Source organism: Microbacterium sp. 69-10, assembly GCF_001897945.1.
Taxonomy (GTDB): Bacteria; Actinomycetota; Actinomycetes; order Actinomycetales; family Microbacteriaceae; genus Microbacterium.
Genome location: NZ_MKRT01000007.1, coordinates 21773 through 42358, shown reverse-complemented (window position 1 = coordinate 42358; position 20586 = coordinate 21773). Strand labels below are relative to the sequence as shown.

Annotated in this window: 24 protein-coding genes and 1 pseudogene; 20 read left to right on the top strand and 5 right to left on the bottom strand. The window is 69.5% G+C overall.

All coding sequences use genetic code 11. The annotated features are described in order from the left end of the window. A pseudogene (locus tag BGN97_RS03240) lies at positions 1-541 on the bottom strand (NAD(P)/FAD-dependent oxidoreductase); the annotation flags it as partial. Positions 542-659: 118 nt separating this feature from the next. Here BGN97_RS03240 and BGN97_RS03235 point away from each other — a divergent pair. Beyond that, complete coding sequence (locus BGN97_RS03235) at positions 660-1829, top strand: GAF domain-containing protein (protein ID WP_292697994.1); 1170 nt, start codon at positions 660-662, stop codon at positions 1827-1829. Positions 1830-1833: 4 nt separating this feature from the next. On the opposite strand, the gene lexA is transcribed toward BGN97_RS03235, so the two are convergent. Together lexA and BGN97_RS03225 are read right to left on the bottom strand one after the other, a co-directional pair. Beyond that, entirely contained in the window at positions 1834-2520 is a 687-nt protein-coding gene (lexA, locus tag BGN97_RS03230; protein WP_292697992.1) for a transcriptional repressor LexA, read from the bottom strand. Between the two features lie 40 nt (positions 2521-2560). Further along, the gene (locus tag BGN97_RS03225; protein ID WP_292697990.1) at positions 2561-2788 is read right to left on the bottom strand and encodes a hypothetical protein; all 228 of its coding nucleotides are present in this window, start codon (positions 2786-2788) and stop codon (positions 2561-2563) included. Here BGN97_RS03225 and BGN97_RS03220 point away from each other — a divergent pair, their 5' ends adjacent. The 6 genes from BGN97_RS03220 (at position 2789) to BGN97_RS03195 (ending at position 7165) form a co-directional block, all read left to right on the top strand. Continuing rightward, complete coding sequence (locus BGN97_RS03220; RefSeq protein WP_292697988.1) at positions 2789-3175, top strand: LysM peptidoglycan-binding domain-containing protein; 387 nt, start codon at positions 2789-2791, stop codon at positions 3173-3175. A gap of 38 nt (positions 3176-3213) precedes the next feature. Next, positions 3214-4305 carry a histidinol-phosphate transaminase gene (locus tag BGN97_RS03215; RefSeq protein WP_292697986.1) on the top strand — a complete coding sequence of 364 codons (1092 nt, stop codon included), beginning with the start codon at positions 3214-3216 and terminating at the stop codon, positions 4303-4305. Further along, positions 4302-4907 carry an imidazoleglycerol-phosphate dehydratase HisB gene (hisB, locus tag BGN97_RS03210; protein WP_292697985.1) on the top strand — a complete coding sequence of 202 codons (606 nt, stop codon included), beginning with the start codon at positions 4302-4304 and terminating at the stop codon, positions 4905-4907. Before BGN97_RS03215 ends, hisB begins: the two co-directional genes overlap by 4 nt. Next, on the top strand, positions 4904-5542 hold the full coding sequence (gene hisH, locus BGN97_RS03205; RefSeq protein WP_292697983.1) for an imidazole glycerol phosphate synthase subunit HisH: 639 nt from the start codon (positions 4904-4906) through the stop codon (positions 5540-5542). The genes hisB and hisH overlap by 4 nt, the downstream gene beginning before the upstream one ends. A 98-nt stretch (positions 5543-5640) precedes the next feature. Then, entirely contained in the window at positions 5641-6387 is a 747-nt protein-coding gene (gene priA, locus BGN97_RS03200; protein ID WP_285635904.1) for a bifunctional 1-(5-phosphoribosyl)-5-((5-phosphoribosylamino)methylideneamino)imidazole-4-carboxamide isomerase/phosphoribosylanthranilate isomerase PriA, read from the top strand. Beyond that, on the top strand, positions 6371-7165 hold the full coding sequence (locus BGN97_RS03195) for an SseB family protein (RefSeq protein WP_292697980.1): 795 nt from the start codon (positions 6371-6373) through the stop codon (positions 7163-7165). The genes priA and BGN97_RS03195 overlap by 17 nt, the downstream gene beginning before the upstream one ends. A gap of 18 nt (positions 7166-7183) precedes the next feature. Here the strand turns inward: BGN97_RS03195 and BGN97_RS03190 are convergent, their stop codons facing one another. Next, positions 7184-7570, bottom strand: coding sequence for a DUF1844 domain-containing protein (locus tag BGN97_RS03190; protein WP_292697978.1), 387 nt, complete (start codon positions 7568-7570; stop codon positions 7184-7186). A gap of 211 nt (positions 7571-7781) precedes the next feature. On the opposite strand from BGN97_RS03190, the gene infC reads away from it, so the two are divergent. The 11 genes from infC (at position 7782) to BGN97_RS03135 (ending at position 16568) form a co-directional block, all read left to right on the top strand. Then, positions 7782-8438: a translation initiation factor IF-3 gene (gene infC, locus BGN97_RS03185; RefSeq protein ID WP_292697976.1), complete on the top strand. Its 657-nt coding sequence runs from the start codon at positions 7782-7784 to the stop codon at positions 8436-8438. Positions 8439-8511: 73 nt separating this feature from the next. After that, positions 8512-8709 carry a 50S ribosomal protein L35 gene (gene rpmI, locus BGN97_RS03180; protein WP_193596428.1) on the top strand — a complete coding sequence of 66 codons (198 nt, stop codon included), beginning with the start codon at positions 8512-8514 and terminating at the stop codon, positions 8707-8709. Between the two features lie 32 nt (positions 8710-8741). Beyond that, on the top strand, positions 8742-9128 hold the full coding sequence (gene rplT, locus BGN97_RS03175) for a 50S ribosomal protein L20 (RefSeq protein ID WP_285635890.1): 387 nt from the start codon (positions 8742-8744) through the stop codon (positions 9126-9128). Between the two features lie 78 nt (positions 9129-9206). Then, entirely contained in the window at positions 9207-10013 is an 807-nt protein-coding gene (locus BGN97_RS03170) for an RNA methyltransferase (RefSeq protein ID WP_292697972.1), read from the top strand. Positions 10014-10017: 4 nt separating this feature from the next. Then, positions 10018-10695 (top strand): response regulator transcription factor, encoded by a 678-nt coding sequence (locus tag BGN97_RS03165; RefSeq protein ID WP_292697971.1) that lies wholly within the window; start codon positions 10018-10020, stop codon positions 10693-10695. Positions 10696-10697: 2 nt separating this feature from the next. Further along, the gene (locus BGN97_RS03160) at positions 10698-12074 is read left to right on the top strand and encodes a HAMP domain-containing sensor histidine kinase (protein ID WP_292697970.1); all 1377 of its coding nucleotides are present in this window, start codon (positions 10698-10700) and stop codon (positions 12072-12074) included. Further along, positions 12071-13042, top strand: coding sequence for a TAXI family TRAP transporter solute-binding subunit (locus BGN97_RS03155; protein WP_292697969.1), 972 nt, complete (start codon positions 12071-12073; stop codon positions 13040-13042). Before BGN97_RS03160 ends, BGN97_RS03155 begins: the two co-directional genes overlap by 4 nt. A 158-nt stretch (positions 13043-13200) precedes the next feature. Further along, positions 13201-13929 (top strand): amino acid ABC transporter ATP-binding protein, encoded by a 729-nt coding sequence (locus tag BGN97_RS03150; RefSeq protein WP_292698006.1) that lies wholly within the window; start codon positions 13201-13203, stop codon positions 13927-13929. A 51-nt stretch (positions 13930-13980) separates the two neighbouring features. Then, the gene (locus tag BGN97_RS03145; protein ID WP_292697967.1) at positions 13981-14904 is read left to right on the top strand and encodes a glutamate ABC transporter substrate-binding protein; all 924 of its coding nucleotides are present in this window, start codon (positions 13981-13983) and stop codon (positions 14902-14904) included. Positions 14905-14994: 90 nt separating this feature from the next. Beyond that, positions 14995-15651, top strand: a complete 657-nt coding sequence (locus tag BGN97_RS03140; RefSeq protein WP_292697966.1) for an amino acid ABC transporter permease — start codon at positions 14995-14997, stop codon at positions 15649-15651. Continuing rightward, on the top strand, positions 15648-16568 hold the full coding sequence (locus BGN97_RS03135; RefSeq protein WP_292697965.1) for an amino acid ABC transporter permease: 921 nt from the start codon (positions 15648-15650) through the stop codon (positions 16566-16568). Before BGN97_RS03140 ends, BGN97_RS03135 begins: the two co-directional genes overlap by 4 nt. An 83-nt stretch (positions 16569-16651) precedes the next feature. On the opposite strand, the gene BGN97_RS03130 is transcribed toward BGN97_RS03135, so the two are convergent. Beyond that, entirely contained in the window at positions 16652-18157 is a 1506-nt protein-coding gene (locus tag BGN97_RS03130) for a gluconokinase (protein WP_292697964.1), read from the bottom strand. Between the two features lie 112 nt (positions 18158-18269). On the opposite strand from BGN97_RS03130, the gene BGN97_RS03125 reads away from it, so the two are divergent. Next, entirely contained in the window at positions 18270-19673 is a 1404-nt protein-coding gene (locus BGN97_RS03125; protein ID WP_292697963.1) for a gluconate:H+ symporter, read from the top strand. A gap of 64 nt (positions 19674-19737) precedes the next feature. Then, positions 19738-20586: phenylalanine--tRNA ligase subunit alpha (locus tag BGN97_RS03120; RefSeq protein ID WP_292697960.1), on the top strand; the 849-nt coding region annotated here is incomplete at its 3' end.

The following is a 20586-nucleotide window of genomic DNA, read 5'->3' as shown; positions in this document are numbered from 1 at the left end:
CGCCGAGCGCGATACCGCCCTGCCCGCCGCCGATGACGAGCGCGTAGGGCTGGGTCTCGGTACCAAGCGACGCCTCCTCGGCCTGGCGGCGCTCCAGCCACGACACGCGGTCGCGTCGCGCCCCGTGCTCAGCGCCCTTCGGACGGCGCTCGCGCAGGGGCTCCTCGTGGCCCTTGAGCTCGTACATGGTGGTCAGCAGCGTCCACGCCTTCGGGCCGTCCTCGTCGACGATCCGGACGAGACCCCGGCCGCGGCCCACCGCGGTCTCGAACTCGAACCAGGCGGACGTCACTCCGTCGGCGGTCTCGGGCTCCTCGGAGAATCGGAAGCCGCGCGGGGCGGTGCCCTCGAGCGTGGCGGTGAGGAGGTCGGCGACGCCCGCGGGGTTCTCGACCGTGGTGATGTTCCAGGAGAAGGCGATCAGATCGCGCCAGAAGCTGGTCGCCGCGAAGAGCCCGGCGGCGCGCGCGACATCGCGGGCGAGCAGGGCATCCTCGAAGGCCGCCAGCCAGGTGCGGGCCGGATCGTCGGATGCGGTCATGGTCGGCATCGTCGCCGATCGCTCATCGAGTTGGGTCATGCGTACAGTGCACTCGGCTGCGCTCGCGCCGTGAAGCGTTGCACGGTGTTGCAACGTGGCCAGGGATACGCTCCCCGCCATGGCAACGTCGCCTGATCTCGCAGACCTCGCCCGCCGTCTCGTGCGTGTGCACGATGCCGTGCTCTCCGGCAGCGCGCCTCCGCAGGATCCGCGGGAGGTGGTCGCGCGGTCGTGGCGCCGCACGATGAGCCTGGGCGTGGATGCCGATGCCGTGCGCCGCGTCGAGCCGATGGCAGCCTCGGCGCTGGAGGATCTGAGGCGTCGTTCGCGGCTGTCCGACGTGATCGACGAGCTGCGCGCCCCTCTGCTCGCCGCCGCCGACGCCTCGTCGTATCTCGTCGTCGTGACGGACGCCGACGGCGTGGTGCTGTGGCGCAGCGGCGCGCCGAGGGTGAAGCTGCACGCTGATCGGCTCGGCTTCGTGGACGGTGCGCGATGGACGGAGAGCGTCGTGGGGACCAACGCGATCGGCACCGCGCTCGTCGAGGATGCGCCCGTGCAGCTGTTCTCGGCCGAGCACTACGAGAACGCGCAGGTGCCCTGGTACTGCACCGCCGAGCCGATCCACGACCCGATCGACGGGACGCTGCTCGGCGTCGTGGACGTCAGCGGCCCCGCGCTGACGCTGCATCCCGCCATCCGCGCGCTGGTGTCGGCGGCGGCGAGGATCGCCGAGGCGTCGCTCTGGCGCCGGCACAGCATGCGGCTGGACCGTCTGCGCAGGGCCGCGCAGCCTCTGCTGGCCGGCATGCAGGGACCGGCGCTCGTCGTCGATGACCACGGCTGGGTCGCCGCGCAGCAGGGGCTGTCCGCCCGCGACCGGATCGAGGTCCCGCACGCGGATCGCACCCTCGCCGTGCCCGGACTGGGCGTGTGCGTGCCCGAGCGCCTGCCGGAGGGCTGGCTGATCAGACCCGCGGCGGACACCTCTGTGGTGGCCGTGCTCGACCTCACGGGCACGCAGGCGTGCATCGAGGTGCGGGCCGACGCATCCACCTGGCGCGTGCCGCTCACGCCGCGGCACGCCGACATGCTGGCCCTGCTCTCGGATGCCGGTCCCGCCGGCGTCACGGCCGCCGACCTCAGCCGTCGCCTGCACGGCGACGTCGACCATCAGGTCACCGTGCGCGCGGAGTTCTCCCGCCTGCGACGCTCGGCGGGGGCGCTGGTCGCCGGCGCGCCGTACCGGATCGCGGACGGGGTCCTGCTGAGCGTGCGGCGGGGATAACCGATCAGACGGCGCGCAGCACCGCCACGACCTTGCCGAGCACCACGGCCTCGTCGCCGAGGATCGGCTCGAACGCTGAGTTGCGGGGGAGCAGCCAGGTGTGGCCGTCCCGCCGGCGGAAGGTCTTGACCGTCGCCTCGCCGTCGATCATGGCCGCGACGATCTCGCCGTTCTCGGCGTTGCTCTGCGTGCGCACCACCACCCAGTCGCCGTCGCAGATGGCGGCGTCGATCATGGACTCGCCGGTGACCTTGAGCATGAACAGCTCGCCCTTGCCGACGAGCTGGCGGGGGAGCGGGAAGATCTCCTCGACCTGCTGCTCCGCGGTGATCGGGATGCCGGCCGCGATCTGGCCGACCAGGGGGACCAGGGCCGCGTCTCCGACGGCGGGAGCGGAATCGGCGGGATTCTCCGTGCTCGTGCCGGGGAGATCGATCAGCACCTCCATGGCGCGGGTCTTGCCGGGATCACGGCGGAGGTAGCCGCTGAGCTCGAGCTGGCCCAGCTGGTGAGTGACGCTGGAGAGCGACTTGAGCCCGACGGCGTCACCGATCTCGCGCATGCTCGGCGGATAGCCGTACCGGGCGATGGAGGTCTGGATGACCTCGAGGATCGCGATCTGCTTCGCGCTGAGGCTCTTGCGGCGACGCGTGCGCGGAGCCTCGGATGCGGGGGTGGCGTTCTCGCTCATCGGTGCTCCTTCTCAGCGGCCGGACCGGGCTGGATCCGCGTCATCGCGGGCTTCCGGTTCGAATGTCGGTGGCCAGTGGTGTGCTGTCCATATCGAAACCGTATCCGAGATATCGCGGAAAACGGAAGATCTGTTCGAGCGTGTCGGCGACATTCTCGGACGGGTTTCGAAGAATTCTTGACAGATGTTCGATATCGAAGATAGATTCGGAACACAGCTTCGCATTCGGCATCCCCGCGATCGGCGGGAAGAAGAAGAGGAGCCTCACATGAGCACCATCAGCATCCAGAGCCCCGCGATCCGTCGCGCCTCCGCAGGTGCCTCCACGCGTGCGGTGCGCTCGACGAAGCTCCGCCTCACGGTGCGCGGTCGTCGTGTGCTGGCGGCGGTCGCCGCTGCCCCTCTCGTCGCGGGCATCGCGTTCTCGGTGCTGGCGGGCGGTTCGGCACTCGCCTCGGGTGAGCAGAACGCCGGGGTCTCCTTCGAGACCGTGACGGTGCTCCCGGGCGACACCCTGTGGTCGATCGCGTCGGAGATCGCGCCCGGTGTCGACCCGCGCGACGTGATCGACGACATCATGAGTCTGAACAACCTCAGCAGCGGTGCGATCCAGGCCGGTTCCGAGATCGCCATCCCGACGCAGTACTCGCACTGATCGTCATCCGGGAACTGGCCCGGATTCCGCGCTCTACCATGGGAAGAGTGACCTCTCTCGACGAGCTGCCTCTCCGCGACGATCTGCGCGGGCTCACACCCTACGGCGCTCCGCAGGCCCCTCTGCCCGTGGCGCTGAACGTGAACGAGAACACGCATCCGGTGCCGGAGTCGGTGGTCGGCGACATCCTCGACGACATCGCCCTGGCGCTCAGCGACGTCAACCGCTACCCCGACCGCGAGTTCACCCAGCTGCGTGAGGCCTTCGCCGCCTATCTCGGCCACGAGCTGACCGCCGACCAGATCTGGGCGGGAAACGGCTCCAACGAGGTGCTGCAGCACATCATGCAGGCGTTCGCCGGGCCGGGCCGCACGGTCTTCGGCTTCGCGCCGACCTACTCGATGTATCCGCTGATCACGCAGGGGACCGGCGCCAGCTGGATCGCCGGCACGCGCGAGGACGACTACACCATCACGCCGGAGGACGCGGCAGCCCAGGTCGCGGCAGCCGACCCCGACGTCGTGCTGCTGTGCTCGCCGAACAACCCCACCGGCACGCCGCTCGGGCTCGACGTGGTCGAAGCCGTGTACGAGGCCGCACGCGGCATCGTGGTCGTCGACGAGGCGTATCACGAGTTCGCGCCGAAGGACGCGGCATCCGCTCTCTCCCTGCTTCCCGGCCGTCCGCGGCTGGCGATCTCCCGCACCATGAGCAAGGCGTTCGCCTTCGCGGGTGCCCGCGTCGGATACCTGGCGGCCGACCCCGCCTTCATCGACGCGCTGCGCCTGGTGCGCCTGCCGTACCACCTGAGCGCCCTGACCCAGGCGGCCGCGACGGCAGCGCTGCGCAACTCCGCGACGATGCTGCGCATGGTCGACGAGATCGTCGAGCAGCGCGACCGGATCTCCGCGACCCTCGAGGCGCTCGGCTATGCGCCGCACCCGTCCTGGTCGAACTTCGTGCTCTTCGGCGGGATCGACGACCCCAAGGCCGTGTGGCAGGCGCTCTACGACCGCGGCGTGCTGATCCGCGACGTCGGGATCCCCGGCCACCTGCGGGTCACGGCTGGCACAGAGGCCGAGACCACCGCCTTCCTGGACGCACTCGCATCGATAGGATCACCAGCATGACCGCGCCCCGCACCGCCCGCCGCACCCGCAGCACGTCCGAGTCGACGGTCGAGGTCGAGCTGAACCTCGACGGCACCGGCCGGAGCGAGATCAGCACCTCCGTGCCGTTCTTCGACCACATGCTCACGGCCTTCGCGAAGCACTCGCTCACCGACCTCACGGTGCGCGCGACCGGCGACACGCACATCGACGCCCACCACACGGTCGAGGACGTCTCCATCGTGCTCGGCCAGGCGATCCGCGAGGCGCTCGGCGACAAGTCCGGCATCTCGCGGTACGGCGACGCGCTCGTGCCCCTCGACGAGGCCCTCGCTCAGGCCGTCGTGGACATCTCGGGTCGACCCTTCCTCGTCCACGAGGGCGAGCCCGCCGGTTTCGAGATGCACCTCATCGGCGGGCACTTCACCGGCTCGCTCGTGCGGCACGTCTTCGAGGCCGTCACCTTCAACGGCGGCCTCACCGTGCACGTGCGCGTGGTCGGCGGCCGCGACCCCCACCACATCGCCGAGGCGGAGTTCAAGGCGTTCGCACGCGCGTTCCGCCAGGCCAAGGCCCTCGACCCGCTCGTCGACGGCGTCCCCTCCACCAAGGGCGCGCTGTGAGCACCGGCCCGCGCGTCGTCGTCTTCGACTACGAGTCCGGCAACGTCCACTCGGCGGTCAAGGCCCTGGCCGCCGCCGGTGCGGACGTCGAGCTCACCGGCGACCGGGATCGCGCGCTCGAGGCCGACGGGCTGTTCGTGCCGGGCGTCGGCGCGTTCTCGGCCGTGGTCGACGCGCTGCGCAGGCACGGCGGTGACGAGATCATCGATCGCCGGCTCGCGGGCGGCCGGCCGGTGCTCGGCGTCTGCGTCGGGATGCAGGTGATGTTCGAGCGCGGTGTCGAACGCGGGCTGAACACCGAGGGTCTGGGGGAGTGGCCGGGCACGGTCGCCGAGCTGGATGCCCCGGTGCTGCCGCACATGGGCTGGAACACGGTCGAGGCGGGCGAGGGCAGGGTGCTGTTCCGCGGCCTCGAGCAGGAGCGCTTCTACTTCGTGCACTCCTTCGCCGCGAAGACCTGGGGGATCCAGGTCGAGCCGCCGTTCCCGCAGCCCGCGCTGACCTGGGCGACCCACGGCGAGAGGTTCCTCGCGGCGGTGGAGAACGGCCCCCTGTCGGCGACCCAGTTCCACCCGGAGAAGTCCGGGGACGCGGGCATCCGGATGCTGCGCAACTGGGTGGAATCGCTCGGCTGAGCGTCACCCGACGGCACTCATGTTGAACCGCGCACAGGCGCGGACTAGTGTCTTCTCTCGTGTCCGCACGTCGCGGCCATCCTCGAACCAAGGACGTCATGAACGACTTCGCACAGTCCCCCTCGCTGATCCTGCTGCCCGCAGTCGACGTCGCGGGAGGGAAGGCGGTGCGTCTCACCCAGGGTGAGGCGGGCACGGAGACCAGCTACGGCGACCCGATCGACGCCGCAGGCGAGTGGGTCGACCAGGGTGCGCAGTGGATCCACCTCGTGGACCTGGACGCGGCCTTCGGTCGCGGCAGCAACGCGCCCATCCTGCGCAAGGTCATCAAGCAGTACCGCGGTGTGAACATCGAGCTCTCCGGCGGCATCCGCGACGACGCCAGCCTCGAGGCGGCGCTCGAGTCCGGCGCGAACCGCATCAACCTCGGCACCGCGGCGCTCGAGAACCCCGAGTGGGCGGCCGACGTCATCAGCCGGTACGGCGAGGCGGTCGCCGTCGGTCTCGACGTGCGCGGCACCACGCTGGCCGCGCGCGGTTGGACGAAGGACGGCGGCGACATCTGGGAGGTGCTGGAGCGCCTCGAGGAGGCGGGCTGCAGCCGCTACGTCGTCACCGACGTGACCAAGGACGGCACGCTGCGCGGCCCGAACCTGGAGCTGCTGCGCGAGATCACCTCGCGCACGCCCAAGCCGGTGATCGCCTCCGGCGGGGTCTCGAACCTCGACGACATCGCGGCTCTCCGTGAGCTCGTGCCGCTCGGCGTCGAGGGTGCCATCGTCGGCAAGGCGCTCTACGCCGGGCAGTTCACGCTGGCAGAGGCGCTGGATGTCGCCGGCCTCTGACGACGCCTGCGATCACGGGGCGAACCGAGCTGATTCCGCCGGCGTGCCCTGGGCTGGCCGCAGCTTCGAGCCGAACGCCCGCGCCGCGGATGACGGCTCCGCCGACCCCGCGCTGCTGGACGCGCTGCTGCGCTTCCGCGCCGGCACCGGAACGCAGACGGAGGTCGTCGACGCATTCCGGCCCGCGCGCGTGCTCGTGCCACTGGTCGCCGAGAAGGGCGACGAGGGCATCGGCCCGACGGGCCTGAAGGTCGACAAGACGCAGGAGCTGTCGATCGTCACGGTCGCTGCGCCCGACGGACGCCGGGTCCAGCCCGCGTTCTCCTCGGTCGACACCATGCGCCGGTGGGATGCCCAGGCCCGCCCCATCCCGGTGGAGGCGGCGCGCGTGGCGCTGTCGGCCGCAGGCGAGGAGACCGACCTGATCGTGCTGGATCCGGCATCCGACACCGAGTTCGTGTTCCGGCGCCCCGCGGTGTGGGCGATCGCGCAGGGCCAGCCCTGGGAGCCGAGCTTCCTCTCGCCCGAGGTCTTCACGGCGCTCCGCGAGAGCATCGCGCACGAGCTGGCCGTGATCGACGTCTCGGTCGCACCGGGGGATCCGGATGCCCGGATGCGCGGCCCGGAGCTGATCGTGACGCTCGAGCTGATCGACGGCCTGGACCGCGAGACCCTGGACGCCGTGCTGGCGCGGCTCGCACAGCGCTGGGCGGCCGACGACCGCATGGCGGTGCTGGTCGACTCGCTGACCGTGAAGCTCACCCGCTCCGCCGGCTGAGGCGCGCCGGGCCGAGAGTCAGGTGACCGGGCCGGTCCACTTCTCGCCGGGACCCTTGCCGATCGGGTCCTGGATGGGGGAGGCCTCGCGGAACGCGAGCTGAAGAGAGCGCAGTCCGTCCCGCAGCGGGCTCGCGTGCGCGCTGCTGATCTCGGGGGCGCCGGCGGTGATCAGGCCGGCCAGTGCGTTGATGAGCTTGCGGGCCTCGTCGAGGTCGAGCTGCGCATCCGGGTCGTCTGCGAGTCCCAGCTTCACGGCGGCCGCGCTCATCAGATGCACGGCGGTCGTGGTGATCACCTCGACGGCCGGAACATCGGCGATGTCGCGCGTCGCGGCGGCCGCGGCTTGCTCCTGCTCCGCCCAGCGCTCGTGGCGGTCATCGGCGTGCTCAGCAGGAATCGTCACTTCGGGATGCTTTCTGGTAGACTTCTGCGGGCTTCGGAGCTTTTCGCTCCGATACGAAAGAGGATTCATTCCCACCCGCGCTTGCCGTTCAAGGCTACCGGGTTCCACACCCCGCCGGACTCCGGTGGAAAGGGTGTCACAAGCCGGTGCTTCTGAATGCGTCGGCGGGTGGGGAGACTCCGATTTCGCTCAGGATGTAGACAGCATCCGGATGGCCGAAACCACGTCTAAGGAGCTCCGCATCAGCGATCCCCGTACCAATGAGCGCATCCGCGTCCCCGAGGTCCGCCTCGTCGGCCCCGCGGGTGAGCAGATCGGTGTTGTCCGCATCGAGGCAGCGCTGCGTCTGGCCCAGGAGGCAGATCTCGACCTGGTCGAGGTCGCCCCGAATTCCAAGCCGCCCGTGGTCAAGATCATGGACTACGGCAAGTTCAAGTACGAGGCCGCGCAGAAGGCGAAGGAAGCACGCCGCAACCAGGCGAACACCATCCTCAAGGAGGTCCGCTTCCGCCTGAAGATCGAGGCTCACGACTACACGACCAAGCTCAAGCGCGCCGAGGGCTTCCTGAAGTCCGGCGACAAGGTCAAGGCCATGATCCTGTTCCGCGGTCGCGAGCAGTCGCGTCCCGAACAGGGCGTGCGTCTGCTGCGCAAGTTCGCCGAGGACGTCGCCGAGTTCGGCACCGTGGAGTCGAACCCCACGATCGACGGTCGCAACATGGTCATGGTCGTCGCTCCGCTGAAGAACAAGTCCGAGGCCAAGGCCGAGCAGAACGCCGTGCGCACCGCCAACAAGCAGGCGGCCCGCGAGGCGAAGAACAGCACGGGCGCGGCATCCGCCGAGCCCACGGACGAGACCGCGGCGTAAGCCGCCCCACAGCTCCCGCTCCTGGCGGGTAACCCACCGTCGCCCGCCAGGGCGCCACACGAAGGAAGAGAAGATGCCGAAGCAGAAGACCCACTCGGGTGCGAAGAAGCGCTTCAAGATCACCGGCAGCGGAAAGCTGAAGAAGCAGCAGGCCGGCATGCGCCACAACCTCGAGCACAAGTCGAGCCGCCAGACCCGTCGCCTGAACCAGGACCAGGTCCTCTCCAAGGCCGACACCAAGGTCGCCAACAAGCTTCTCGGCCGCGGCTGAGCGCCCGAACGCAGGAATAGGAACACAGGAAAATGGCTAGAGTCAAGCGCGCGGTCAACGCGCACAAGAAGCGTCGCGTCATCCTCGAGCGCGCCTCGGGCTACCGCGGTCAGCGTTCGCGTCTGTACCGCAAGGCGAAGGAGCAGGTCACCCACTCCCTCGTCTACGCGTACCGCGACCGTCGCAAGCGCAAGGGCGACTTCCGTCGTCTGTGGATCCAGCGCATCAACGCCGCTGCCCGCCAGAACGGCATCACCTACAACCGCTTCATGCAGGGCCTCGGCCTCGCCGGCGTGCAGGTCGACCGTCGCATGCTGGCCGAGCTGGCCGTCACCGACGCCGCCGCGTTCGCCACGCTGGTGGACGTCGCCAAGAAGGCGCTTCCCTCGGACGTCAACGCTCCGAAGGCCGCTGCCTGATCTGAACGATCCTGAGAACGGGCGTCTCCCTGCGGGGAGGCGCCCGTTCCCGCATCCCGGCCCCGATAGAATGGGCCCGTGCTCGAGAACCCCCGCTCTCCCCGAGTCCGTGCCGTCGCCAAGCTGACCAAGCGCAGCGCCAGGACCGAGACGGGACTCTTCCTGCTGGAGGGACCACAGTCGGTCCGCGAAGCGCTGAACTACCTCCCCGGCGCGATCGTCGAGCTGTACTCCACGCCGTCGGCATGGGAGAAGCACTCCGATGTCCGGACGCTGGCGTCGGAGCACGGCATCGACGTCGAGTACGTCACCGAACAGGTGCTCGCGGCGATGGCGGACACGGTCACACCGCAGGGCATCGTCGCCGTCGCGCGCCAGACGCCCACCTCGGTGCGCGACATCTTCGCGGCGGGGCCGCGGCTGATCGCGATCTGCGAGGAGGTGCGCGATCCCGGCAACCTGGGCACGATCATCCGTGCCGCGGATGCCGCGGGAGCGGATGCCGTGGTGCTGACCGGCCGCACCGTCGACCCGTACAACCCGAAGGTGGTCCGCTCGACCACCGGTTCGCTGTTCCACCTGCCGTTCTCGGTGGGCGGCGATCTGAACGACGTCGTCTCGCGCGCCCACGACGCGGGCCTCCAGGTGCTCGCCGCCGACGTGAAGGGCGATGACCTGCTCGCCGCGCGCGCCGAGGGCGTGCTGGAGCGTCCCACGGCATGGCTGTTCGGGAACGAGGCGCGCGGGCTCGACGACGACATGCTCGACCTCGCCGACCGCGCCCTGAAGCTGCCGATCTACGGTCGGGCCGAGTCGTTGAACCTCGCGACCGCGGCCAGTGTGTGCCTGTACGAGAGCGCCTTCGCGCAGCGCGTGGCCGGATGAGCCGATGCGCATCCTGATCGTCGAGGACGACGATCGTGTCGCCGAGGCGCTGCAGGCGTTCCTGAACCGCTCGGGCTATGCGACCGTCCGCGCCGTCGACGGCGCCCAGGCGCTCGGGCTGCTCGGCTCCGACACCGAGGTCGTGCTGCTGGATCTGGGGCTGCCCGACATGGACGGCATCGACGTCTGCCGGCGCATCCGTGCGCAGAGCGGGGTGCCCGTGATCATCGCGACCGCGCGCGGCGACGTGCAGGAGCGCATCCGGGGTCTGCGCGCCGGTGCCGACGACTTCGTCGTCAAGCCCTACGACGTGCGGGAGCTCCTCGCGCGCATCGAGGCGGTCACTCGCCGGCTGCATCCGCTGGATGCCCACCATCCGGCATCCGGCGACCGGTCGCTGATCGAGGTCGGCGACGTGAGCATCGACCTGGTCGCGCGGAGGGTGCTCGTCGACGGCGCAGGGGTGGAGCTGACGCGCAAGGAGTTCGACATCATCGCCGTGCTCGCGCGCCACCCGGGTGTCGCGGTTCCCCGCGACCGGCTCATCCGCGAGGTGTGGAACACCGACTGGCAGAGCTTCGCCCGCTCGCTGGAGGTGCACGTCGCGTCGATCCGCCGGAAGATCGGGCGGGCGTCGCTGATCGAGACCGTCCGCGGTGTCGGGTACCGCCTGGAGGGCTGACCGTGCGCCGCAGGCTGATCGTCGTCTTCCTCGTACCGCTGGTGCTGGTGCTCATGGTGCTCGGGGGAGCGTACGCGTGGAGCGCCGCGCGCAGCGTGCAGCAGGAGTTCTACGCCGAGCAGCTCGGCGACCTCAGCTACTTCACGACCACGGCGAGGCAGGCTCTGCTCGCAGGGAACGCCGAGGTGTTCGACGGTGAGGCGCAGCGCTATCGCGAGCTGTACGGCACCCGTGTGGTGATCGTGGACCGCGCCGGCCGGCCCTGGGCGCCGTCGACCGCGCAGCCGGTGTTCGACAGCCCCGAGATCGAGGCGCAGATCAAGCTCGCGCTCTCTGGCCGCCGAGGCGAGCTGCCGCAGAACGCGCTGCCGTGGCAGTTCGCCGACCTGTCGCTGGTGGAGCCGGTGTTCGACGGCGGCGACGTGATCGGGGCGGTCGTCATGTCGGCCAGCGTGGACGTGCCCCGTGCCGAGATCGGGCGGCAGTGGCTGCTGATCACGGCCGTCGCCGCCCTCGTGATCGCGGTGGGCCTGCTCGTGGTGTTCCGGCTGGCCGGCTGGGTGCTGCGCCCGGTGCGACGTCTGGACCGGGCGATGGAGGCGATGGAGCGCGGTGACATGGAGGCCCGGATCGCGGACGACACGGGGCCCGCCGAGCTGCATCGCATGATCCTGATGTTCAACCGGATGGCCGACGAGATCGAACGGGTCGTCGCCCGTCAGCAGGAGTTCGCCCTGAACGCCTCGCACGAGCTGCGCAATCCGCTGAACGCGCTGCTGCTGCGAGTGGAGGTGCTCGCCGCCGACCTCGGCACGGCCGGTGCGGCCGACGTGGAGAAGATCCGCGAGGAGGGGCAGCGGATGACGCGGATCCTCGACACCCTGCTCGGCTTCGCCCGCGGCGCCGTGCGCGCATCAGACTTCGAGGACGTCGACCTCACGGCGCTGGTCGCCCGGCGGGGCGAGGCCTGGCGCGAGGTCGCCGCACGTCGCGGCATCCGCTTCGGCGTGCACGAGGCGCAGGACGTGCGGTCCCGCGTCGACGAGGCGATCGTGGAGAGCGCCCTGGATGCGGTGATCGACAACGCAGTGAAGTTCTCTCCGGACGGCGGCCTGATCGAACTGGCCGCCGTGGCCACGGAGGAGGGTGCCCGCATCTCGGTGCGCGACCACGGTCCGGGCCTGGACCCGGACGAGCTCGAGCAGGCCGCCGACCGCTTCTGGCGCAGCGCCCGCAATCAGAACGTCCCCGGGTCGGGGCTCGGTCTCGCGATCGCGATGGACCTGCTGCGCTCGGTGGGAGGCCGACTGACCGTCGAGTCCCCGGAGGACGGCGGCCTGAGCGTGTCCTTCGACCTTCCCGCTCCGGGGGAGAGATGAGCATCGGAGCGAAGAGGGCGAGACGGATGCTGGCCGTCGTCGCTGCGGCGCTCATCGTGCTCGGCGTCGCCGGGTGCGCGCCTTCGCGGCCGTCGTGGACCGAGCATCCGCTGCGCATCGCCGGCGGCAGCGTGACCGGCGTCTACTACGACTACGGCACGCAGCTCGCGGAGGTGCTGCGGAGGGACCTCGACGTCGACGCGCAGGTGATCGAGACCAACGGCTCGGTGGACAATCTGCATCTGGTCGGCGCTGGGCAGGCGCAGCTCGGCTTCGCGCAGAGCGACGCGATCGCGGATGCCGTGGCGGGCACGGGCGATTTCGTCAGGACCCTTCCGATCCGTGCGGCGGCCCGGCTGTACGACGAGTACGTCCATGTCGTCGTACGTGCCGACTCCGGCATCCGGAGCATCTCCGAGCTCGCCGGCCGTACGGTCTCCCTCGGCGGCACCGGCTCGGGCGTGAGCGTGGTCGCACGCCGGGTGCTGGAGGCGTCCCAGGTGCCGGCCGGGAGGGTGCGGGATGTCGGGCTGGGGCTGGACGCCTCGATCTCGGCGCTCACCGACGGACGCATCGACGCGTTCTTCTGGGTGGGAGGCCTGCCCACCCCCGGCATCGAGAGGCTGGCGGGGCGCCTGCCGATCCGGCTGCTGTCGATCGGTCCCGACGTGGTGGAGAGAGCGGATGCTGCGCATGCCGGCGTCTACCGCTCGGCGGAGTTCCCGGTCGGCACGTACGGCAGCGACGAGTCGACCGTCGCGATGACGGTGCCGAACTACCTGGTCACCTCCGCCGACGTCCCCGACGCGCTGGTGCGCGACGTGCTCGCCGTGCTCTTCTCGGCGCGTGCGGAGGTCGCCCGCAGCGTGCCGGCCGCCGCGCTGCTCGACCGGCGGCTCGCGATCTTCACCGATCCGATCGAGCTGCATCCGGGAGCGGCGGAGTACTATCGCGACTCGCGGCGCTGATTCTGCACCACACTCAAGAAACACTCAAGGGACTGGTCCGGCTGCGCATCCGTGCATAGTCTGAACGGGTCAGCGGATTAGATGGGGAGCCCTGATTCCACCTGTGCTCCCTTCGACCGGTCGGTCCCATGGGAGGCACAATGAGCACAGCCGAATCGCTGGTCGTCGTAGAGAGCGTCCAGAAGCACTACGGCGAGTTCCACGCGCTGAAGGACATCAACCTCACCGTCGACAAGGGCGAGGTGGTCGTCATCATCGGTCCGTCCGGCTCCGGCAAGTCGACGCTGTGCCGCACGATCAACCGCCTGGAGACCATCACCAGCGGGTCGATCCGCATCGACGGCAAGCCGCTCCCCGCCGAGGGCAAGGGACTGGCGAACCTCCGTGCCGAGGTCGGCATGGTGTTCCAGTCGTTCAATCTGTTCGCGCACCTGACGATCCTCGAGAACGTCACGCTCGGCCCGATCAAGGTGCGCGGGGTCAAGAAGGCGGATGCCGAGAAGGAGGCCATGGCGCTCCTGGAGCGCGTGGGTGTCGCGCAGCAGGCGTCCAAGCTCCCCGCGCAGCTGTCCGGTGGTCAGCAGCAGCGCGTCGCGATCGCCCGCGCCCTGGCCATGCATCCGAAGGTGATGCTCTTCGACGAGCCCACCAGCGCGCTCGACCCCGAGATGATCAACGAGGTCCTGGACGTCATGATCGGCCTCGCCAAGGAGGGGATGACGATGATCGTCGTCACCCACGAGATGGGCTTCGCCCGGAAGGCCGCCAACCGCGTGGTCTTCATGGCCGACGGGCAGATCGTCGAGGAGGCGACGCCCGAGGAGTTCTTCACGCACCCGAAGAGCGACCGCGCCAAGGACTTCCTGTCCAAGCTCCTCACCCACTGACCTTCCCCGCGCGGAGATCCCGCGCACCCACAGCACACGAAGGAGAAGATCATGCGACGCACGAAGGCACTCGCAGGAATCGGCATCATCGCCGCGGCGCTGCTCGCGCTGACCGGCTGCAACAGCGGAAGCCCGACCACGCCCGGTGGCGGCGGAACCGGCGGCGACTCGGGCAGCGGCGACAAGGCGCTGTTCGAGGTGGCCAAGGACGTCAAGCTCGACGGCAGCCCCACGTTCGATGCCATGAAGAAGCGCGACGGCGTGGTCATCGGCGTCAAGGAGGACCAGCCGAACCTGGGTTACCTCGACGCGACGACCGGCAAGCGCAGCGGCTTCGACATCGAGATCGCGCGCTGGATCGCAGCATCCCTCGGCTTCAAGGAGAGCCAGATCACCTACAAGCCGATCGCCTCGGCCAACCGCGAGCAGGCGATCGTGAACGGCGACGTGGACTACTACGTCGGCACCTACTCCATCACCGACTCCCGCAAGGAGCAGATCTCGTTCGCAGGTCCCTACTTCGTCACCGGTCAGGGCTTCCTGGTCAAGAAGGACAGCGACATGAAGGAGGTGAAGGACGTCTCCGACTTCAACGGGAAGACGGTGTGCTCGGCGACCGGTTCCACCCCCATCCGGAACATCAAGGAGAACTTCCCTGAGATCAAGACCGCTGAGTACGACATCTACTCGCAGTGCGTGGAGGACCTCCTCAGCGGCAAGGTGGATGCGGTGACCACCGATGCCGCCATCCTGATCGGCTACGCGGCTCGGAACCCGGACGAGCTCAAGGTGCTCCCGGGTCTGTTCACGGAGGAGCGCTACGGCGTCGGCATCCCCAAGGGAGACACCGCGCTGCAGGAGCACATCAACACGCTGTTCACCGACGGGCACGACACCTGGCAGAAGATCTTCGACGCGACCCTCGGTCAGTCGGGCATCAAGGTCGACCAGCCGGCCGTCGACCCGGTCGGATGACGTGGATCGGTGGGGGTCGTCTCCGGGCGGCCCTCACCGCATCACCGCATCGCCGATCGGGGATGCATCACCAGATAGAGAGGGAGACGCGTGGACGTCATCTTCGGCAACCTCGACCTGTGGAGCGAGGGCATCACCTACACGCTCCTGGTGTTCTTCTTCGGGGGCATCATCGCTCTGGTCCTGGGCATCATCGTCGGCGCGATGCGCGTATCGCCGGTCCCCATCGCCCGGGCCGTCGGCACCGTGTACGTCAACCTGGTGCGGAACACCCCGCTGACCCTGGTCTTCTTCTTCTTCGTGTTCGGTTACAGCGCGCTGGCGCTGCCCACTCTGTCGAACACCATTCTCGGGATCATGGCCATCGGCGTCTACACGGCGACGTACGTCGCGGAGACGCTGCGCGCAGGAATCAACACCGTGCCGGTCGGGCAGGCCGAGGCCGCTCGAGCCATCGGACTGCCGTTCGGGCAGGTGATGTCGCAGATCGTGCTGCCGCAGGCGTTCCGTTCGGTGGTGCCGCCCATGATGAGCGTGTTCATCGCCCTGCTGAAGAACACCACCGTCGCGGCCGGCTTCTCGATCGCGGTGCTGCCGCAGCTGCAGTCCACGATCTCGAACTCCCATGACCGGCCAGGCAGCCCGATGGCGGTGCTGCTCTGGGTCGCGGTGATCTTCATCGCGCTGGTCCTGCTGCTGACCTGGCTGCAGCGCACACTCGAGAACCGTTGGAGGATCGCGCGATGACTTCGGTACTGTACGACGTCCCAGGTCCCAAGGCGCAGCGACGCAACCTGATCCTCGCGGTCGTCACGGTCGTGGTGGTGGTAGCCCTGATCGCCTTCGTCGTGTGGCGGCTCTCGCTCACCAACCAGTTCAGCGCGGCGAAGTGGAACGTGTTCACGTACACACTCGTCTGGGAGTCGATCGGGCAGATGCTGCTGAACACGCTGCGCGCGTTCGCGCTCGCAGCCGTGCTCAGCCTGGCGCTCGGCTTCCTGCTCGCGATCGGGCGCCTCTCCGACCACGCCTGGGTGCGGGTGCCGGCCACCGTGCTGACCGAGGCGTTCCGCGCGGTCCCCGTGCTCGTCATGATGATGATCCTCTACTACGGCATGCCCACGCTCGGCGTGAAGGTGGATCCGTACTGGGCGGTCGTCATCGCCCTGATGGTCTACAACGGCTCAGTGCTCGCGGAAGCGCTCCGTGCCGGCGTCGAGTCCTTGCCGAAGGGGCAGAAGGAGGCTGGTTTCGCGATCGGTCTGCGCAAGAGCGGCGTGATGATGCTGATCCTGCTGCCGCAGGCGGTCCGTGCCATGCTGCCCGTGATCGTCGCTCAGCTCGTGGTCGCCATGAAGGACACCGCGCTCGGGTTCATCATCACGTACCAGGAGCTGCTCTACTACGCGAAGCTGCTCAGCTCGCAGCCGGGCAGGCCGATCCTGCAGTCCGCGCTCGTCATCGGCGGCATCTACATCGTGATGTGTCTGATCCTGTCGGGCATCGCTAGGTGGCTGGAGATCCGTACACGGCGTTCGCCGAAGCTCAAGGGCGCCACGCCGCTCGCCATCGACGACCCGCGCGTCCACGACGGCACCGTCACTGAGGTCATCGCCATGCAGCGCGGCGGAGAAAAGCCTGGCGCTGGCGGCACGAGTCTCTGAGCTCACCGACGTCCACATCTCCGGAGGGGAGCGAGAGGGCGGGCATCCGATCGGATGCCCGCCCTCTTCGTGTCAGCCGGCCATCACTTCGCGATCACGCCGTCGTACACGCTCTCGAATCGGCGGCGCAGGTCGTCGTAGTAGTCGCGCTGCCCGGCATCCGGCTCGGCCAGGCTCGTCTGCGGGATGGTGGCGAGCGGATGCTCCGCCTGGAGGACCGACAGCGCCAGCGCGGCGGCGCCGCGCATGGTCACGCGCTTGACCTGGACCACCTCCACCGGGAACCCGAGAGCCTGCGCCACCGGATGCATGAAGCCGGGGTAGGCGCTGGTGACGCCGCCCGAGGCGATGACGCTCCGGATGCCCGGGGCGACCTCGAGCAGCTGCTCGAAGACCCGCGCATAGGAGATCGCGATCCCCTCGACGGCTCCGCGCCACAGCTCGCGCGGACCGGAGGCCGAGGAGACGCCGGTGAGCACGGCACGCGCGTCGCCCGCCCAGCCCGTCGCGCGCTCGCCGGTGAGGAACGGCAGCACGAGCGGGGTGCCCTCGGCGGGAGCCGCACGGAACACCTCGTCGATCTGCTCGTAGGTCAGCGGGGCCAGAGTCGACTGCAGCCACAGCGTGACCCGGCCGACATCGTTGAGCGCACCGCCGACGATGGACTGCGTCTTCGACACGCGGTACGCCCACAGACCCGTGGGGAGCACATCCGGCGTGCCGTCGACGATCACCCGGATGGCCCCCGACGTGGCGGCCGACATGGCCGCGACGGACGGCGTGCTCGCCCCGACGCCGATGTTCGAGGCGTAGCCGTCGGGGACGGCGGGGAACCAGGCCGCGCCCTCGAGCGCCGGCCAGCGGCGCAGCGCCTCGGGGGAGACGTCGGTGATCGGCTCCGAGGGGTCGACCACGGGCGCGAACCGGCTGCGGTCGACGCCCACGGCGGCCAGCAGCTCCTCGTCGAGCTCGCAGGTGTGGCGGTTGAGGATGCCCGCCCACGCCATCGTCGAGGTCGCGGCGCCCTCGATGCCGGCGAGCTTCGCGTACACGTACTCGCCGAGCGAGAGGAACTTCGCCGTCTTGGCGAACAACTCCGGGAACTCGTCCTGCAGCCACAGCAGCCGCGGCGGGTGGTAGCTGGTGTGCAGCCGGGTGCCGGTGCGCTGGTGCACCTCATCCTCGTCGAGCTGCGATCGCAGCTTCGCGAGATGCTCCGACGACCGAGAGTCGGCGTAGGTGATGCAGGCGGTGAGGGCGTCGCCGTCGGCATCCACGCACACCAGCGACGAGGCGAACGTGTCCATCACGACCGCCTTGACCAGCCCGGGGTCGATGCCCTTCAGCGCGCCGTCGATGACCTCGCCGACCTCGCTGACGATCTGGTCGGCGTCGACCTCCGCCGTGCCGTCCGCCGCCTCGATGAAGGCGTGCTCGGCCTTGACCAGATGCTTCTTGATCGGACGGGCGTACGCGTCGTAGAGGCATCCGCGTGTCGAACCCGAGCCGATGTCGATCGCGAGCACATAGGGCGCCGGTGCGGATACCAGGGCGATGGCCTGCGTCGTCGGGATCGGTTCTTCGGCCATTGAATTCGCCTCTCGCGCGTGTGAGTCGTTCTCGTCGCCGATCCTACCTGGGAGTATCGTGTGCGCTACGTTCCGGGACGGCCCCGCCCCGACGCAGCGAAGGAGTCCGAGAATGCAACTGCTCGCACACGCGGCACCACTCCTGAACGGGGTGCTGGCCGCGGATCCCGTCAAGCCCGCGGCGGGCACCGCTCAGCTGATCATCGCGGCGGTCGTCTCGATCGCACTGATCGTCGTGCTGATCGTCTGGGTGAAGATGCACCCGTTCTTCTCCCTGATGCTCGGCGCCGCCGTCATGGCGGTCGCCGCGAACATGGGCTTCGAGCACGCGTTCACGTCCTTCTCCGCCGGGCTCGGCTCCACGGTCGGCGGCGTCGGCGTGCTGATCGTGCTCGGCGCCGTCATCGGACGCTTCCTCACCGAGTCTGGCGGCGCGGACGAGATCGTGGACACGATCCTGTCCAAGACACCCCTCAAGCGCCTGGGCTGGGCCATGGCGCTCGCCGCGTTCATCGTCGGAATCCCGCTGTTCTTCGAGGTCGGCGTGGTGCTGCTGATCCCGATCGTCATGCTCGCCGCCAAGCGCGCCAAGCTCCCCGTGATCCTGATCGGCATCCCCGCGCTGGCGGGTCTGTCCGCGCTGCACGGCTTCGTGCCGCCGCACCCCGGTCCACTGATCGCGATCGACGCTCTCAAGGCCGACCTCGGCCTCACCCTGGGCCTGGGCCTGCTGGTCGCGGTCCCCACCGTCATCATCGCCGGCCCCGTGCTCGCGAAGCCCATGGCACGCTGGGTGCCGGTGCTGGCATCCGACAAGCTGCTCGCCCCGGTCACCGAGCGCGAGGGGAAGCGCCCCGCGTTCGGCGTGGCGCTCTCCGTCGTGCTGCTGCCGGTCGTGCTGATGCTGCTGATGACGGTCGTCACCTCCGCGGGGCTGGACAGCAGTCTGTTCGGGCAGATCCTGGTCTGGATCGGCACGCCGCTGCAGGCCCTGCTGATCACCTCGCTGTACGCCATGATCGTGCTCGGCACGGCCCTCGGACGCTCCATGGGCGAGGTCGCGAAGATCACGGGCGACTCGTTCGCCCCCATCGCCTCGATCCTGCTGATCGTGGGCGCGGGCGGCGGCTTCAAGCAGACGCTCGTCGACTCGGGAGTCGGCCAGGTCATCGGCGGCGGGATCGCGAGCTCCGGGATGCCACTGCTGCTGGCCGGCTGGCTGGTCGCGGTGGTCATCCGCCTGGCGACCGGTTCGGCGACCGTGGCCACGATCACCGCGGCGGGCATCATGGCGCCCCTGGCCGGCGACCTCAGCGGCACGCACCTCGCACTGATGGTGCTCGCGATCGGCGCGGGCTCGGTGTTCCTCTCGCACGTGAACGACGCCGGCTTCTGGCTGGTGAAGGAGTACTTCGGCCTCACGGTCGGTCAGACCTTCAAGACCTGGAGCCTGATGGAGTGCGCGGTCTCGGTGGTCGGCCTCCTCGGCGTCCTGCTGCTCGGCCTGGTGGTCTGAGCCCTGCGGGCACGCCCTTCACCCGCGCGGGGGCCTCGCCCCCGCGCCGGTAGACTCGGTTCTCGTGTCAGACACTCCCGAAACACCCCAGATCACCCCGGAGGCGGTGGAGTCCGCCGTCGACGCCGCGCTCGCGGCGATCGCCGCGGCATCCGATACCGCCGAGCTGAAGGCCGCTCGCGCCGCGCACATCGCCGAGGGCTCGCCCCTCGCCGTGCTGAACGCGTCGATGCGCCAGGTCGCCCCCGAGCACAAGGCCGCCTTCGGAAAGCTCGTCGGGCAGGGGAGGGGCCGGGTCTCGCAGGCGCTCGCCGCCAAGGAGACCGAGCTGGCCGAGGCCGAGACCGCTGCGCGCCTGGAGGCCGAGCGCGTCGACATCACGGCGATCGCCTCGCACGCGCGCGTGGGCGCGCGGCATCCGATCTCCCTGATGCAGGAGCAGATCAGCGACATCTTCGTCGGCATGGGCTGGGAGATCGCGGAGGGCCCGGAGCTCGAGCACGAGTGGTTCAACTTCGACGCGCTGAACTTCGACGAGGACCACCCCGCCCGTCAGGAGCAGGACACGTTCTACGTCGACCCGAGCTCCCGCCACCTGGTGATGCGCACGCACACCAGCCCCGTGCAGGTGCGGTCCATGCTCGACCGCGAGGTGCCGATCTACGTGCTGTGCCCCGGCCGCGTCTACCGCACGGACGAGTTCGACGCGACGCACCTGCCGGTGTTCACCCAGTTCGAGGGCCTCGTCGTCGACAAGGGCATCACGATGGCGCACCTGAGGGGCACCCTCGACCACGTCGCGAAGCAGATGTTCGGGGCCGAGGCGAAGACCCGGTTCCGCACCAACTACTTCCCGTTCACCGAGCCCTCCGCAGAGCTCGACCTGTGGCACCCGACCTTCAAGGGCGGCGCG